General features: G+C 32.3%; 21 protein-coding genes. 1 reads left to right on the forward strand and 20 read right to left on the reverse strand.

Features of this window, described 5'->3' with window-relative positions; all coding sequences use genetic code 11:
* Window positions 1-371 precede the first annotated feature (371 nt).
* From WY13_RS04530 to WY13_RS04575, 10 genes are all read right to left on the reverse strand, one after another.
* A complete protein-coding gene (locus WY13_RS04530; protein ID WP_063554521.1) occupies window positions 372-794 on the reverse strand; it encodes a phBC6A51 family helix-turn-helix protein in 423 nt (140 codons plus the stop codon).
* 297 nt (window positions 795-1091) lie between these two features.
* Window positions 1092-1382: a hypothetical protein gene (locus WY13_RS04535; protein WP_063554522.1), complete on the reverse strand. Its 291-nt coding sequence runs from the start codon at window positions 1380-1382 to the stop codon at window positions 1092-1094.
* Window positions 1383-1415: 33 nt separating this feature from the next.
* Window positions 1416-1700, reverse strand: a complete 285-nt coding sequence (locus WY13_RS04540; RefSeq protein ID WP_063554523.1) for a hypothetical protein — start codon at window positions 1698-1700, stop codon at window positions 1416-1418.
* A gap of 108 nt (window positions 1701-1808) precedes the next feature.
* Entirely contained in the window at window positions 1809-2021 is a 213-nt protein-coding gene (locus WY13_RS04545; protein WP_063554524.1) for a hypothetical protein, read from the reverse strand.
* A gap of 16 nt (window positions 2022-2037) precedes the next feature.
* Window positions 2038-2556 (reverse strand): antirestriction protein ArdA, encoded by a 519-nt coding sequence (locus tag WY13_RS04550; protein ID WP_156498961.1) that lies wholly within the window; start codon window positions 2554-2556, stop codon window positions 2038-2040.
* Window positions 2557-3713: 1157 nt separating this feature from the next.
* A complete protein-coding gene (locus WY13_RS04555; RefSeq protein ID WP_063554525.1) occupies window positions 3714-4001 on the reverse strand; it encodes a hypothetical protein in 288 nt (95 codons plus the stop codon).
* 142 nt (window positions 4002-4143) lie between these two features.
* Window positions 4144-4659: a hypothetical protein gene (locus WY13_RS04560; protein WP_063554526.1), complete on the reverse strand. Its 516-nt coding sequence runs from the start codon at window positions 4657-4659 to the stop codon at window positions 4144-4146.
* A gap of 504 nt (window positions 4660-5163) precedes the next feature.
* Window positions 5164-5541, reverse strand: coding sequence for a hypothetical protein (locus tag WY13_RS04565; protein WP_063554527.1), 378 nt, complete (start codon window positions 5539-5541; stop codon window positions 5164-5166).
* A gap of 109 nt (window positions 5542-5650) precedes the next feature.
* A complete protein-coding gene (locus tag WY13_RS04570) occupies window positions 5651-5851 on the reverse strand; it encodes a hypothetical protein (RefSeq protein WP_063554528.1) in 201 nt (66 codons plus the stop codon).
* Window positions 5838-6422, reverse strand: coding sequence for an AAA family ATPase (locus tag WY13_RS04575; RefSeq protein WP_063554529.1), 585 nt, complete (start codon window positions 6420-6422; stop codon window positions 5838-5840). The genes WY13_RS04570 and WY13_RS04575 overlap by 14 nt, the downstream gene beginning before the upstream one ends.
* Window positions 6423-6549: 127 nt before the next feature.
* On the opposite strand from WY13_RS04575, the gene WY13_RS04580 reads away from it, so the two are divergent.
* Window positions 6550-6969, forward strand: coding sequence for a helix-turn-helix domain-containing protein (locus tag WY13_RS04580; RefSeq protein WP_063554530.1), 420 nt, complete (start codon window positions 6550-6552; stop codon window positions 6967-6969).
* A gap of 38 nt (window positions 6970-7007) precedes the next feature.
* Here the strand turns inward: WY13_RS04580 and WY13_RS04585 are convergent, their stop codons facing one another.
* The 10 genes from WY13_RS04585 to WY13_RS04630 all read right to left on the reverse strand — a co-directional run bounded on the left by WY13_RS04585 (window position 7008) and on the right by WY13_RS04630 (window position 15994).
* Window positions 7008-7529: a hypothetical protein gene (locus WY13_RS04585; RefSeq protein ID WP_063554531.1), complete on the reverse strand. Its 522-nt coding sequence runs from the start codon at window positions 7527-7529 to the stop codon at window positions 7008-7010.
* 17 nt (window positions 7530-7546) lie between these two features.
* Window positions 7547-7762 (reverse strand): hypothetical protein, encoded by a 216-nt coding sequence (locus WY13_RS04590; RefSeq protein ID WP_063554532.1) that lies wholly within the window; start codon window positions 7760-7762, stop codon window positions 7547-7549.
* 1 nt (window position 7763) lies between these two features.
* Complete coding sequence (locus WY13_RS04595) at window positions 7764-9677, reverse strand: DNA polymerase (RefSeq protein ID WP_063554533.1); 1914 nt, start codon at window positions 9675-9677, stop codon at window positions 7764-7766.
* Window positions 9678-9700: 23 nt separating this feature from the next.
* Window positions 9701-10513 (reverse strand): hypothetical protein, encoded by an 813-nt coding sequence (locus WY13_RS04600; RefSeq protein ID WP_063554534.1) that lies wholly within the window; start codon window positions 10511-10513, stop codon window positions 9701-9703.
* 100 nt (window positions 10514-10613) lie between these two features.
* Window positions 10614-11285: a hypothetical protein gene (locus WY13_RS04605; RefSeq protein ID WP_063554535.1), complete on the reverse strand. Its 672-nt coding sequence runs from the start codon at window positions 11283-11285 to the stop codon at window positions 10614-10616.
* Window positions 11286-11374: 89 nt separating this feature from the next.
* Window positions 11375-12001: a hypothetical protein gene (locus WY13_RS04610; RefSeq protein WP_063554536.1), complete on the reverse strand. Its 627-nt coding sequence runs from the start codon at window positions 11999-12001 to the stop codon at window positions 11375-11377.
* Window positions 12002-12319: 318 nt separating this feature from the next.
* A complete protein-coding gene (locus WY13_RS04615) occupies window positions 12320-13267 on the reverse strand; it encodes a toprim domain-containing protein (protein ID WP_063554537.1) in 948 nt (315 codons plus the stop codon).
* 10 nt (window positions 13268-13277) lie between these two features.
* Complete coding sequence (locus WY13_RS04620) at window positions 13278-14546, reverse strand: DnaB-like helicase C-terminal domain-containing protein (RefSeq protein WP_063554538.1); 1269 nt, start codon at window positions 14544-14546, stop codon at window positions 13278-13280.
* Window positions 14546-15280 (reverse strand): DEAD/DEAH box helicase family protein, encoded by a 735-nt coding sequence (locus WY13_RS04625; RefSeq protein WP_063554539.1) that lies wholly within the window; start codon window positions 15278-15280, stop codon window positions 14546-14548. The genes WY13_RS04620 and WY13_RS04625 overlap by 1 nt, the downstream gene beginning before the upstream one ends.
* A gap of 15 nt (window positions 15281-15295) precedes the next feature.
* Window positions 15296-15994, reverse strand: a complete 699-nt coding sequence (locus WY13_RS04630; protein ID WP_063554540.1) for a helix-turn-helix domain-containing protein — start codon at window positions 15992-15994, stop codon at window positions 15296-15298.
* Window positions 15995-16323 lie beyond the last annotated feature (329 nt).

Genomic DNA, 16323 nt, shown 5'->3' on the forward strand with positions numbered 1-16323 from the left:
ACTAATTTTGCTTTGAATTCAGAACTATAATTTTTTCTCATGTGATTCACCATCCTTAATAAAAATATTATGGAGAACCTAACTAAAAAGCAAGCATTTTTTTGTCTTAATTCTTGGGTCCATTATAATGCTGCTGATCCCCTACTTTTGATACCAATTAATGATAATATTATAACGTTGATATATGGTAACACTTTATTTAAAGCACTGGCAATATTTGATGGTCTCAATATTGTTAAATTATGAGGACGAAAAGTGTATAAAAAAGGTGGCAGCACTACCATAATTAAACGGTATATGCTGCCTTACAATATATGAAAATAGTTACATTAATAGCTTGATATATCAGGTTATACTGATTTATCATACTATTACATATCATCCAACTCTTTCAATATATCATCTACATTTACATTCACTTCCTTTTTCTCCGTTACTTCCGTGACATCCTTAAATAATCCTTGGTTTCTGTAATATAGCTCTATTGCTTTTAATTTACTTTTTTCTGTGCCTTCTTGTAAAATATGGATAAGAATGTTATTTACATCTACTAGGTGGGACTTCTGATACTCCCTAACAATTCTGTTTGTTTCTTCATTAAATGATGGTAGTGCTTTCCACCTCCAAATAGTGGAACGACTAATATTATATTCCTTGGCAATTTCTTCTTCTAATTTTCCAGTTAATCCCTTGTATGCTATTTCCTCTGCAACCTTTTTTTGAGTCTCAGTCAGTTTGGCATTTCTGTATTTTGTAGCTAATTTAGCGAGTTGGTTGTCGTTTCTTTTACTCATATCCTTTGACCTCCTGTTTTTTTTCTTGTATGCTGCTGCAAACAGTTCACACTATTTATTCACTGATATTAAAAAGGCTCATAGCTACTATTTTAAGTGCCTATATTATTAAAATGGCACTTGTAACCTTATGCAACATTACCTCACTTTTAACCCTTTTATCTTGCAGTTTAACAACACTTTAAAACGTAAAAAAAGGTAAAAAAATAGAGCCTTTCAAGGCTCTTTTATATTAAAGGTGCTAGTATTAACTTATATCTTTACGTTGTCCTAATGGCTTATATGCTCCATATAATATTATTTTACTGCTTTAAGTTTGGCTATGTCATTCCAGTTACTAGAGGTAATTATTTCTAAGTTATTTACATCTTTACTTAATGCTTTTAGATCTCCTTGCATATGTGCCATATCATTACTCATTTTTTCCTGCTCTGCCTTAATTACATCCGTTTTATGCTCCAGAGCTTTTAATATACTGGTATTTTCAGATACTTGACCTTTTAATCCTTGTATATCTTCTCTAATTGGCTTTAATTCTTCTTTTAATACCTGTTTAAGCATTTCTATTAATTCGTTATTATTACTCATTTTTTTGTATACCTCCGTTTAATATAATTATACCTATATATATTTTATTATGTCAATCTCTAATAGTTTAAAGTCCTTTTTTAACTTATCATATCTGTAAAAATAAAGTTTGTTCTTATACTTGCAGATCCCTACACCGTTATTTTGTAAAGCTGTACTTATTATTTGAACGGTAAAACGGTTGTCTACAGTGTGAGTCCTGCTGTACCTTGTTAACTCTTTTTTATCAAACTTATTTTTAAATTCATTATAGGCAAAATTAAGACCTTTGTGTACCACCTCATAATCAGTAAATGCCCTCCAGTTCCTTAATTCCATTTTTAAACCGTCCTTTTCATATTTACTTTATTACGTTATGCTGTAATTATAAAGTTAAAATTGTAGTGGACTTGCAGCAGTACATAGCTTTTCCATTGCTAGTCCCTCCTATAATCTTATAAACTCATGTAGATAGTAACGGTTTCCGCCCCAATTAAAATATATACCTTTGTTCGTGCTGTATAGCTTGTATTTACGTGGTTTATTATTGTTTATACCTGCAATAACATAATCATCTATACCATTCAAAATTTCATATAAATTGAGGCTTGCAGCATTACACAGTCCACAACTTGCAATAACTTTTTTATCTATATTCATTGACTTTTACCTCCTTTTAGTACTCCTCAATCCAGCCATTATTTGACATAAAGCCATTTCCATTCATTGCAAGTTCTCTACCAAACTTTTCACAGTCAATGTATGGTACTAGATTCTCTGGAATTTCATAGCAGCCACTTTCAAATAGCCAATATTCCCCAAGTTCTTCATCATTGGTAACACTTTCATTTAAATTATAATTGTCTAGATTTTCAATAGCTTCACTTAATTCCAGTCCTTGCCATTCAATAATGGAACTAACTTTCTTTAAGTCGTATTCCGTCAAACTTTCTAATAATTCGGCCAGATCGTTCAAGTTCTCTAAGTTGCTATATTCTCCAATTTCCAAACCGTCAACATCTGTTTCATAGTCTGTAATGAAGTATTCCTCATACTCTTCACCGTCAATTCCTATGCGTCTCATACAATCGTTTAATTCCTCTTCACTAACTGGTAATTCAAGCCATTCCCCCATAAGTACGCCCTCATTGTATTTTCCTAAATTTGTTAAATATATGTTTATTATTTTTACCACTCCTTTTATTTTATTAAAATAACATTAATACGTTATTTTGTAATTGTCAGATTAAAATTCTGCCATTCTTTTTTTCTATATTGTAGCTATCAATTAATCTTTGTACTAACTGTGCCGCCTTTTTTTCTCTTCTTTTTCACCTTCTTTTTAATATATTTAGCTTGTCTCCTTATCTATGTTTACATTATAACGTAATTATGAAATTATGTCTATAGATTTTTGAAAGTTTTTTTATGTAGTTTTTACCATTGACATAATTTTGTGTTAGGTATCTTAAAAAGGTTATGTTAGTATAGTATTAGCATCAGGCAGCAGCAAAAAACACCACTTCTATTTGTAAATTTTTTAGGTAATTTATTTTGCCATTAATTGTATGTTTATCAAATATTTACTTGTTATTTATTGGGTATACATGTATACTCTAGGTTCAATCCCAGTAAAGCCTTATAATTCCTTTTGATTTCCATATACCCTGCAATTTCCAGTTGGATAGGGAGATACATGAGAGGAACTTTAATAGCAGCTCGCGGGCGGGCGTACACATATATACACATCTTCATACACTACATCATTACATATGCCTATAAATTCTTATAGCATTTCTTAAACATAAGGTACTGATACATACACATACACACATATAGTAGAAATGATCAAAGCTCATAGGAACAATGGACTTATAATTTTACTGTCTCAATACTTCTGGATAAGACTCTATTCTTTTCTATAAAGCTCTACTCAATATAGGGTAGGTTTCTAGCATTTCTTATGTACTATTTGTACAATATGGTTAACTGTATTTTCTACAAATAGCTGTACATATTTACTCGGCAACTTCATCCCTCTTACGTATAAATTACCCATACTTCACAGACCTCTCCTTCTAAAAAAGTCTGGAGCAGGTAGCCCCCTCCTTCTAAAAATGAAGTAACCCCCTCCCCCCTAGTAAAAAAATACCCCCTTCTTATAAAAAAATAAGGCTGTATTATAAAATACAACCTGTTCTTGCCTTAATATTATTTGATTATATGTAACGTTTTTATTAAACCTATTACTTTTACATAGTCAATAAAACAAGTATTTTAAAGGGGATTAGTCATCTCACTTTATATTTTTGTTATACTTACGTTGCAAATTATTGTAAATTGTTTTATTATTTATCTGGAGTTACATTCATCCCATGCTCTTTCAAAAGCTATTTCATCTTCTCGTTCTTCATCTTCTTCATCTCTCTGTCTTCGTTCTTCTTCTTCTCTCTGTCTTCGTTCTTCTTCTTCTTCTCTCTGTCTTCGTTCTTCTTCCCATTCATCACCATAATCATAATATTGTTCCTCGCTAAGTTCAGTTATCTTTTCTACTAATACTTCTATAATATCTCTTACTGAAATAGTACCATTACTTACTTTTTCGATTAATTGTTCTTTTTCTAATTCTTCATCTGACATTTTAACCTCCATCTTGCCGTTGCTTCTACGGCACAAATATTTATGAAAATTAGTTTTGCAACCTATTCCTTAGCATAGGTTTTGCCGGAAATATTGTTAACACCCTTAGTAACGTTATAGTTTTTTTGTTTATTATGGGTATTCATTTCTTTCTTAAGTATGGTGTCTTGATACATTCATTGAATGAATCCATTCGTTCTTTGTCAATTGTTCTATCTTCAATCACACTACGGATAGCTGTATCATTAACCCGTGTGTGTGGTATACCTAGCTCGCTTAGAATTTTGTGCATTAGCTTCACAAGGTAGATATCATTTTCTCCTAGTACGTCTTGAATAAAGTAATAAAAATTTAGTACTAATGTATCTGAGCAATAAAAATTATATTTTTTCTTAATTTGTTCAGTTTCTTTTGATAAGAGATCAAGGTATTCCCAAAGGCTCAGGTTCCATTTTTTTAAACTATCATCTAATGAAGTTCCGTGGACATCGAAACTTATATTCTTATACATTACTTCGTAATTTGGCTTTCCCTCAATTTTTTTTCTTCTAGTATATCGATAAATGCAGTCTACCTGAACTATTTCAATTTTTATTATAGGTTCACAAGAGTCTACAAAAGGATTAATATAAACCTTTTTCAAGAAACTAACCGACATAAAAATCACTCCTCATAAATTATATTCAAAAATTAGTAGTTTCAAATTCTTATTTATAGCTAAATCGTAACATTAACCAGTTTTTTTGTCAATAAAAAAATTTTTCGTTACTTTAAATAGTTTTAGAATTACTAATATTTATTTTAAAACTATTTAAAATGAAATTTTGTACATTTAAATTAGTGTTTAATTTATATACGTAGAAATAATAATGAATTTTTAAAAAGTGTGTTGAAGTGTATTGAGATGTGGAATTTGAAACATGTCGTTAAATTGCAATTTAGTTCAAAGTTATACCTGGACTAAAGTTCGTTCAAAATATATTTCAATTATTCACCTTAATAAATTTCATAATACAAAATAAGCACCAGCTTTAACCAGTACTTATCTTCGTTTACACAATATAGTGCTAAATTTTATTTGCGGTTTTCCAAAACTATTTGAAATATTATTATATACCATTGTACCTTCATTTCAATTATTCTACAAATTTCATTTATGAGACTAATCACATTCCCTTCTAACAGTTTTTAAAAGACTAGAATAATTCTTATTCATTTTTAAATCTAAGTAGTCCATAACCTCAGAACTAACTGAATTTTCCCTTTTAGTTCTACGCCTTATTTGCCTATAACTTAGAACCGCATACTCATCATTTGCAACCTTGTCCACTGTTTTATCTTTTAAGACTTCTTCCAGTACCCAATCACCTAATCTATTTAACAAATAAGACGGTAGAATTTTCTCTGTCTGCTGGTAGTAATCCTCACTTATCTGTTCTATAGCCTTAAATCTCTCCTGTAGATTAGGTAGGTTTTCTCTTACTACAACATCATCAATCCTCCTCTCAAAAACTTCTACAATCTCATTCTTTATCATCATTTTGTATTTCCTCCATTTCAATAAGGACTTTTCTTATCTTTTTTCTTATAGCATTACAGTGTTTAACACACATTTGCTGCGTGATTCCTAACATTTCTGCTACTTCATCTTATGTATAGCCTTCCTGCCAGTATTTTTCTAAGATAAATGCCTGCTTATTTGTTAAATTGATTTTGCTAAGTATTAAATTTAGATCCATAAGCAGATCACTAGCAGATAGATCTGCCTTGTAAAACCTCTGTTCATCTAACTTGTATATTTCTTGTATCATCTTTACAACAAAAGGTACAGTATAGTTATTTATCTTCATATTCGTAATCCTCCAGTTGTTTTTTATATTTTAGCTGTGGTTCAATGTAACACAGGTAGTATTCTAGAAGTCTTTCAACCTTCTTTTCCATTTCTGCCAATGTACCATTATTCTCAATTACGTAGTCTGCTTCTATAAGATCAACTTGCTTCTCTGTGTCATGGTAGAATTGTTCATCTGTCACACTCTCACCAGCTTTAGCAATCCTGTCCAGTCTAACTTTGTCGTCTGCAACTACTTTCACAATAAAGAAACCATTTCTTCTTAAATATTCCTCTTCATTTGACTGTCTGCAATCTGTTATAATAATACTTGTAATGCTCCCCAGATCTTTTATGGTTCTGTCAGCATAATTTACCCATACATTAGGATTAAGTTTTCTTAATTGCTGTCCTATAAATTGATAATGCTCCCTTGGTTTTTCCTGCATAAATGCTTCTGGGAAACATATTTGTATTACTTTTGTTATTCCATCAGCAAAAGCAATATGTTTGCAATTACACCTCAATGTGATTAGATCGGCTACAGTATCTTTGCCAGATCTCATTTTACCTACCATGGCTATTCTCATAGCTTTGACCTCCCTATCTTGATTTTTGAACCTTACATAAGGTGTATAGTCAAAGCATTGACAGTGTGACAAAGTTGCGTTATACTGTTATTGCATAATTAAAGAGTGAATAAGAAGGAGGATTGTTATGAAAAAAATTACTTCAAATTTTCTATTACATGAGAAATCAAACGACACAATGATTAAGATATTAGACAGTGTTCCAGGTGTAAAATATGTATCAAAATTGGATGATGTTTTAAAAGAAAGAGGATTGTCGCAGCAGCAATTAGCAGAAATAACAGGATTACGTGCTGGAACAATTACTGAGCTTGTAAAAGGGAATAAGACATCTACAAGTAAGACACATATTATAACCGTTATGATAGCTCTTAGAATTACAGATATAAGAGACTTATTTGATATAGAGTTCGATCAAGAAACTAAAGAGCGTTTTGATAAAGAGAGAGAAAAGTGGGTAAAAGAAAACACTATACCACAGGAAATTTTAAATTTATACAGTGAGAATACAAAATCAGCAACACCCCTTCTTAATAACAATAAATAGTAAAAGCAAGGAGAGCCAATTACTCAGCTCTCCTTTTTTTATTCTATTTTTGGTTTACTTTCATATTCAGCCACAAGCTTGTCTCCTTTGTAGTGCCTTATTAATTCCCTATCTGTACCCTTTATACTATATTTAACTGCCATAGGCTCGCCTGGAGTATTCTCACCTAAATATTCTATAATTTTCAAATCGCCATTTCTGTATTTGCTCTCAATACCTTCATATTTGTACTCTTTACCAAGAGCCTGTGCTAATGTATAACCATCATAGAAACTTTCTTTCTCATTATCCTTTACCTTATCTTCATCAATATTACCTTCCCTATCTAATGGTACGAGGACCTCAAATAATTCATTTGCTACTGTACCTTGCACATCCCTTGGCACTGTAGCATATGTGTCATTACCATCCATGTTAAACATTATTTTAGCTTCAACATCTTCAACCTTAAAATTCACAGAAGCCTCTAAGCCTATACGTTCAGCCATTTTAAGCACAACTTTCTTTATTAATTCTTCCAACTTATTTACCTGTGTTATTCCTTGTAAATACACTTTCATTTACCCTTCCCCCACTCTTAATATTTTAGTTTAGCCGAGTATTCTGAGTTGGCTGTGGTTTCAATATTAATTCCTTTTATCACTCCATTATATTGTTGAAGCACACTAACCAATATATTGATAGCTCTAATAAGTTCGCTGTTTAATTCTGGTGCTTCAACCTCTTCAATGGTAGCCTGTCCAACCTCAATAATTTCTTCTTCCTCTTCATATCTGAACCCTATTTCTCCCATGTTAAGCACTCCTTTTCTTATTATAATTTTCTCTATCTTCTAGCCACTTACTAACATTTATTTCATTTCCCCACTGATACATAATTACGGTATCAGTCTTTATAGGGAACTTGAACCATTCAATTGAAGTCATTATACGGTCTAGCTCTGCTATAACCTCTGGAGCTACTATGTCTGGAACTTCCATAAGTATTTCATCATGTATAATTCCAAGTAGCTTATACTCTTCTCCAAGTATTTTAAGATAGTTGTTTACCCTTAACATAACTATTTTTATATAGTCTGCGGAACTTCCTTGTATAACAGCATTAACAGCCTGTCTGGTAACTCTACCGTAATCTTTAGCATATTTCCAGTAAGTATTTTTAATATGTCTGGATAATTTTTTCTCTTGCCATATATTTGTAGGCATATAGCCCAGAACATCAATAATATGCTTACATACTGCTTTATACTGCTGTGCTACTTTTTTATGACCAATAAATCTCCTCTTTCTGCCTAAATAAGTTTCTACATACTCATTTTCATCTACAAAATCTTTTATAGACTGTATATAATCTCTTGCTGTAGGATAGGTATTTAAAAAGTCCTCTATAAACTGTTTTGCTTCCTCTAATGTAATTCCTAATTGCTGTGAGAGTGTAAAAATAGAGGTTCCATACATTACAGCAAGTAATCCAGTTTTCATCCTCTTTCTAGGCTTAAAGGTATGTGTTGGATCATATGCTCCGTCAAGACAATACTTCATATCTAATTTAAGAGTTTTAGAAGCAAGACTGGAGTATAAGTCCCCACCATGTAAATAAGGATGTTGAAAGTGCTCATCCCCAGACATATAAGCTAGACAGCGTGGTTCTATCTGGCTAAGATCTTTGCCTATGATAACTTTCCCTTTCGGAGCTACAAACATTGGCCTTGCTTCTGGAGGTATATTCTGCAAATTAGGATCATTTGAACTGTACCTACCTGTTTTTGTTCCATTCTGATTAAAATTACCATGTAGTCTATTGTCCCTTTTCCAGATTTTTTGTGGTAGTGGTTCTATATAGGTACCAAGTAATTTCTTTTTATTTCTGTAATCTAAGAGTGCTTTTATATCAGATGAATGGTCTGCCAACTTTTTAATTGTTTCAGCGTCCACTGATCTTGTTTTTGATATGTCAGGTAATTTCATCTGATCGTATATTACCTTACCTAATTGAGTCGGACTATTTAAATTAATTTCCCCGAATATCTTATATAACTTCTTTTCCAGTTGTATAATTTCTACTGTCAAATTTCTTTTGTACTTTTGTGCAAAATCTAAATTCATTTCAAAGCCATTCTTCTCCATATCAAAAGATACAATCAGCAATGGATTTTCTATCTCATAGTATATTTTCTTTATCTTTGGCAGCCTATCAAACTGTGTATCTATCCATTTATAGAACCTGTAACATAAATGGGTATCTTTACAAGCATAAACAGTTGCTATATCAAATGGTGTACGTTCAAAACCACCTTTCCCGAATAACTCCTCATATGTCATTGACTTATCTTCAAAACCAAAATACTTTCCGTACTTTGTAGCCAGATTTTTGAGAGCATAAGTTAGCTCATTCTCATTCAGTATTTTCATGGCAATAATAGTATCCATTATAAGACCTTTAACATAAATGCCCTCCTTGTAAAACATATGAAAGTCGAACTTTGCATTGTGAAGTACCTTACCTAATTTCTCATTTTCTAAATACTTATTTAGAGAGCTAAAAACATACTCTGGTGAGAGTTGCTTTTCTCCTGTAACGTGCCCTACTGGAATATAGCAATGGTAGTCTGCTTTTGGTAATGTCATAGAAATTCCTACAATATGGTCTTTATCGTAATCCAATCCTGTTGTCTCAGTATCCAGACCAATTATTTTTTCCTTTTTCAATAACAGCAACATCCTTTGAAAGTCTATTTCATTGCTTCAAAGTCCTTAACCACTTGTGCATATTTGTCTAGTAATAAAGTTCTGTCCTTTTCATCAACCTTATAATAGAAGGTTCTTATATCTGTTCTTGCTTCTCCGTTTTTATTCCAGCCATCCTTAGCTACTGCTTCATACATTAGTACAAATTCATCCATACCAAACAGTAAGGAGTAACATACACACTGCTGCTTGTGGTAAAGTGCTGGTTCTTTCATCTTGTAGTTGCCAACCTGTGCCACACTGTTAGTTTTGGTCTTAAATTCAAATCCTATGTCTGTACCATCCTTGTAAGTAAGTATTCCGTCCATCATTCCCAGTATTGAAAACTCCACTCCATTATGTTTAAATACCTTGTATGTTTTTAGGTTCTTTTCCCAAGCTGGGAGTCCATTCTCTAGGAACTTAACTTTAAAGTCTGGTTTCTTCATAAGGTGTGTCATGTATAATAGATCGCTCTGTGTGACTTCATGTACTGCTGTTGAATTCCTTGTCCACCTTCTCTGGTATGGATACCTCTCTTCTATCTTCTTTTCTTTGTTAGCATTAAATATAAGTTCTCTGTTACATTTAGAAGCTCCAGAGGGACTAAAAATTAATAAGTTTTCTGGTGGTCTTTTTGGCTTGTTATCCATTAAATACACATCATGCTGCCTTTCTTTCAATATTATTTTCTCAACTTCTTTGATCGGGAAACAGTCTCTACTGTGAAAGATGTTAAACTGATTAAATAAAGCCTTCTCTAGTTCCGAACCTCTTGGACTTACTACCTTTAATGTACCTTTTTTTGCTAATCCCATAATAATCTCCCTTCGTTTTTACTTCATAAGGTGTATAGGTAAAGGACTCTCCTTGTGACGTAAAGCAAATAAAAAAGAGGGTTGTTACACCCTCAGTTATTTAAAATGCTGGTTCTTCTTCATCATTAGCAGCGTTATTTACTTCTCTTACTTCCTTTGATAAATAGTTAGGGAAAAACTCACTCATTGGGAAACCTGCTTCGCTTAACACATCTAACATCATGTTTTCACTTCTTGGTACTAGCACATCATCAAAGAAGCTTAACTCAACTTCGCCACCCTCAAATTTATCAAACTTATCTTTTAAATCACCTTTCATTTTTAAGATAGGGTTTAACTTATAGCTTGTTTCTGTTCCTGTTCCAGTTCTCTTAAAATTAAATGCTACCTCGTTTATATCATCTTCATATTCTTTTATCTGGGATAACAAGTCTTTTGCTTGATTATAAGAACATTCCCAAACTCGTATGCTGCCCATTTCCAGGTCTGCAAAGGCAAACAAATATCTCTTTTTTACATATAGGGCGTCAAAGCCTTCTACTCCAGACTTTGCTGCTATACATAGAGGACATTCAACACCATTTGGAGCTACACAAGGCTGTGTATAAATTTTGTGTGCATAGCTTCCATGAGACAAATATTCTACATAATCATTTACACTTAATACTCTTACCTTCACACTCTCATTCTGCTTCAATCTAATAAATACAGTTTTTAAATCAACATCTCCACCAAACCTAATTTGTGATCCTCTACCTGAAACTAAACTCATAATAATTTCCTCCTTAAAATTTTTAATTTATTTTAAAGTCATAATGACTAAAATAGCACCTTGTACGTTTGCTCCATTTATTTTATTTTTTACAAAAAAATTCCACTAGATAGTAAGTTTTTAGCAAGTCTTTCTCTAACTCTTTGAACTTTCTTCCTTTCCGTTGCTCCGTATTTACCATTGAAATAATCTTTTAGCATTTCTTTTCTGTCATTTTTATTTCCACATGAAGCTAGTATTGAAATTATTTGACCTTCTTTATCTGTCTTTATAAATTCTTTTATTATACTTAATGCAGTATCACACTCTAGCAAATTAGCTTGTCCCAAATCTTCTATGTCAACCCCATTTCCCTCAAACAATTCATCAAAGCTACAAGCTCTTTGTTTCATATCAAAGCGTTTCTGAGCTAAGTTGTATCGTGTTATATCTTTGAATTGAATGTCAGCATAGGCACATAACAGAGCCATAAAAGTACCTTTATTCTTGTCAAAGTCTGTGATAGCGTCCTGTATAATTTGTGCAAACCTAGACTCGTAATCAGTAACATCAAATGTAAATCCTAATAAGTTCTTCTTAGTAAAGTATCTGCGGATGATCTTACTAAACTCTGGCTGTACAGCAACATATAGATCTGTAAATAACCATTCTCTCTCAATCTTAGACATTTCCTCACCTTTTAATTTCAGCACCATTTCATCAATTTTGTTTATCATTTTTTTCTTCCTCCTTGGGTTTCATAAGGTGTATAGAAAGCAATTTTGTCTTGTGACATACACCCGAAAATTTTTTATTGTTTTTTATTAATCTGTAATTCTATAATTACGATATTATGTAATCATAAGGTCAAAAAAATTACAGCTTACCTAGCATACAGAAACATTTATTTGTATACTTTCGCTGCAATATCACAATAACAGAATATCGTAATTTCAAACAATAGTGTGTTTATGGAGTGTATGGAGTATTCACGATTTAGGGTAAAATAATAGGCAGCTTACCAAATGTAAACCGCCTTGTAAAAAACTAAATTATCAGATTTTAAGAAAAATTTTTGGATGTGCAATACTTTCACAAGAGTTAAAAAGTTCACTCTCTTTTAATTCGTTTATATCCTTTTTTCCAGAAGGGAATTTGAAATCATAAAGTGTCATATGTGCAGCAAGTTCCTGTTTTAAGGCATTTCTGAACCTGTGGCCTACTTGGTCATTGTCTGTTGCAATCACAAGTTTTTCTATTCCCGAATTTAGAATAAGGTTCTTTTGTACATCGGAAAGGCTACTGCCACCAACTGCAATTGCAAAATAGCCATATGTCCATAGTGTCAATGCGTCAATCTCTGCTTCACACAGATATACTATTTTTGCTTTCATCTTTATACAAAAATACAGACCATAAAGGTGATTTCTAATATGTTGACCATCTTTAATATAAAAGAACTCTTTTCTTTCTGTAAACCTATATTTAAAGGTCACTATATTACCTCTATTGTCATGCCAAGGTATTACTATGGCTGTCATTTTGTCCTCATAGCCAATTTCAAAAATGTTCTGTACTTCTGTAGATATTCCTCTGTTTGTAAGATATACGTCTTTCTTTTTGTAATATTGACTTGCAAACTCTTTACTAAATGTCTTGTACTGCCCCTTACCCATACATAAATTTAAGTTGAGCTGTAAGTCCTCCGTATCAGACAGTATCGTACTGTATTTCTGTAGTAAGTAATCTTCTATTTCCTCGTATTCCTCATTTCGTAGATATGCCAATAAACTTATAAAATTACCTTTATGAAGTTTTTCGTCTATGCTCCCACTATCAACCCATAGGCCATTCTCTAAGTTAACAGCAAAACTAGGATTATGCTCTGCACGAAAAGGGCTGCAAGCTTGAAATTTATCTCCTTTTATCACATTCTTAGACCAATCAAAGTATTCAAGCTCTGCCAAAAAGTCAATATTTATTTCTGCACCATTAATCTTCATATATTCCCTCCTAGAAATAGTCACAAGCTTCTACCTCTCGTATAAAACCATTATCAAAATCGGTATGCAGCTCTATCTCTTCATCTACGTGTGGACACCTAGCTTTCGCAATCTTGATCTTTCCACTGCCTTGAAATGCGTCAAAAGTTAAAACTGTGCAAGCGTCCTGTATAGTTGCAATGCTCTCTGAATATTGGTGTAGCTCTGGACATTTTACTATTCTGTCTCCTGCTTCGCTTTTCTCTTTATTTTCCTTTTCTGCCGACTGTGGAGTTTGATGTACTACAATTCCTACTACTTTATGCTTTCCAAATAATTGACGTAAAGCTCTTGAAGTATTAGAAAGTGCGTCCCTGTTGGATTGACCTTTTCCTTTATGGCTCATTAGAAGAAGTCCATCTATAATAACCATTTTAATATCGGGATTAGCCAAAAGATCTGCTTCAATAGTATCAACTGACAGTCCTTTATTCAGATCCTCCATTGTCTTTACTATATATGGTATCTCTTGTTTATCATTAAATTTTGAAAGGTACTCTTGGTACTGATCCTCATTAGTTAGCTTTCCAATTCTTAAAGCTGAATTTTTAAAATGACCATTTAAAGTGTCAAGCCTATCTAATTGCTGTTTCTTTGAAAGTTCTGGAGAGTAGTGTAAAACTCCAAACTTATTTCTCCACGCAGCTAATCCTATATCCGAAGCAATCCATGATTTACCCCTGTTACTAAAGGCCATAATTAATGTATAATCTCCGAGTTCTGTTCCACCACCTAATTTTTCAGTTAAACTTTTATAAGGTGTAGGAATAAATATACCTGTTCTGTTAGTTTTGCTTTCATTGTAGGATTTCCATCTGTCACTACCGTTAACAGCAAAGTTTGTCCCTACTCCAATATCCACTTCTACAATATCTTTTATTTTATTAACCTCTATGGATAACCAGTTCACAAAGTCTGCACCTTTTAACTTTTGAAACTTTTCTCCTGCTTCTTTCTGTAGAAGTTCAAAAGATTTTCTTTTAGCTGTAGCATTTTTTAAAGAGCTGACTAAGTAATTAAAATGATCACTAACCTCTGGCTCGTACTCAAAATTTTCACATTCTGACACAACCGTATCATAAGGTGGCAGAGTATTATACTGCCTAGAATAGCCTAATATGAAGTTGTAAGTCTTATGCTGCGTGTAAAAATCACTTTCAAGTAGTATTCCCCTCCTAAGTAAAGTAATGTCCTGCTCATCCAATATTTTTGATATTAATCTACATTCAATATTAGCCATTAAAACAAACCTCCTGTTCTATGGTCTGTGCCTTTCATTAATACCTGTTGTCCACACATCCCCTGTACTCTACTTGCTATACGTTCTCCCACATACTCAGGTAATTCCTCATATGTCACATTAGAAGTAAATATTGTAGTTGCGTCTTCAGTAGCTCTATAATCAATTATCTCGTACAATTCATTCTGGAAACCTTCTGGTAAATTACGTAGTGCTATATCATCTACAACCAATAGATCTACCTCAGTCATTTTATGTTTTAAATTGTAGAACCTGTAGGAACTTTCATCCTGCAAGGTACTACTGCCCCTAAATTGTGCGTTATATACATTCTGGAACTCCGATAGCCTTACAAATAGCACTGGATTTACTTCTATTAGCTTCTCTCTCTTACAATGCTGTATTACCCTTGATAATAAATATTCATTCATTATAGTAACTGCTGTAGTTGTCTTTCCTGTACCTGTTCCTCCAGTAAAGTACAATCCTCTATTTGTTTTTTGAACTTTCTCCAATATATTCTCTATATAATTGATTACAGCTTTATATATTCTTGGGTTATCTGCTTTAATTGGTAAAGTTTCCACGAAGCAATCATCATATTTTTTAGGGGTATTCCTTGTCGCCCAGAACCCCCCTTTTCCATTAGTTCCATGTAGCAGCACATAAGGGTAGCAATACACATTACACTCTCTTCTACGGCAATCTCTGCTCAATTTACAGTTATAGAACATACATACTACCTCCTATCAAAATGTGTCACCATCCCACATATTATTTACCTCAAATTTTTCTGGGTTATTAATTGAAGTTTTGTGAGTACCTTTAGCGATTGTCATAGCCTGTGTAGACAACCAACCACACATAGCAGTTATAGTAGGTGTCGGGAACTTAGGACTTGACCATCTTTTTTTATATTGAGTTATAACAATCTCTATAATTGTTTTTATCTCATCATCTGTATAATTTTTTATTAATTTAGTCTTTACAGGTCTAGTATCTCTTTGCCAAACAACATTATATTTAGTGTTATATTCTTTCTCAAAAGCTTTGCAGAACAGTTCTATTACCATCTGTGGTGTCATTGTGCCTTTTGCTTCTCCTTCGTCTGCTTCTCTTGCTACAGAATATATACTTTTCTTTCTTATATGGCCTACAACATCTCTCTTTAATAAGGGTTCACCATTGACCTCAATATCCACTAATTTCTTTATGGCATTATTTACAGTAGTTTTTGATATATTGGATATTTCAGAAATTTTAGCTTGTGAAGGAAAACAAGTGCCTTGCAAATTAGTAAAAGACAATATAGTTAACCAAATTTTTAGTTCGGAAGCAGTTAAAAGAGGGAATACCTTGTCACGCAAAACATTTATATTAAAAGTAATTAAAAAATCAGTATTGCCCTTTCCATCATCTACAAACTGAGTATCAAATAATTCAACCATAATAAAAAACCTCCATGAATTTTTAAACTTCATAGAGTGTATAGATTTAATATTTATTTTGTGACATACCAATTTTTAATACGTAAATAATAATAATATAAATATAAAGAGATATATGTATTAAGAATTACTTAGGTATCAGTTATTGGTACGTCAGATGTAAGACCAGTAAAATCAATATATTCGACATATCAGTTATTGTACCATTAATTTATTTGTTACTTTTTTCATATTCTTTACATCACATTATTGTATTTTTCTTTGTTAAATTGATATTGGATATTATTTCAAGTATAATTGAATTATTATAATAAGAAAATAATTGAAAA

This window comes from Clostridium ljungdahlii (assembly GCF_001636845.1).
GTDB classification, from domain to species: domain Bacteria; phylum Bacillota; class Clostridia; order Clostridiales; family Clostridiaceae; genus Clostridium_B; species Clostridium_B ljungdahlii_A.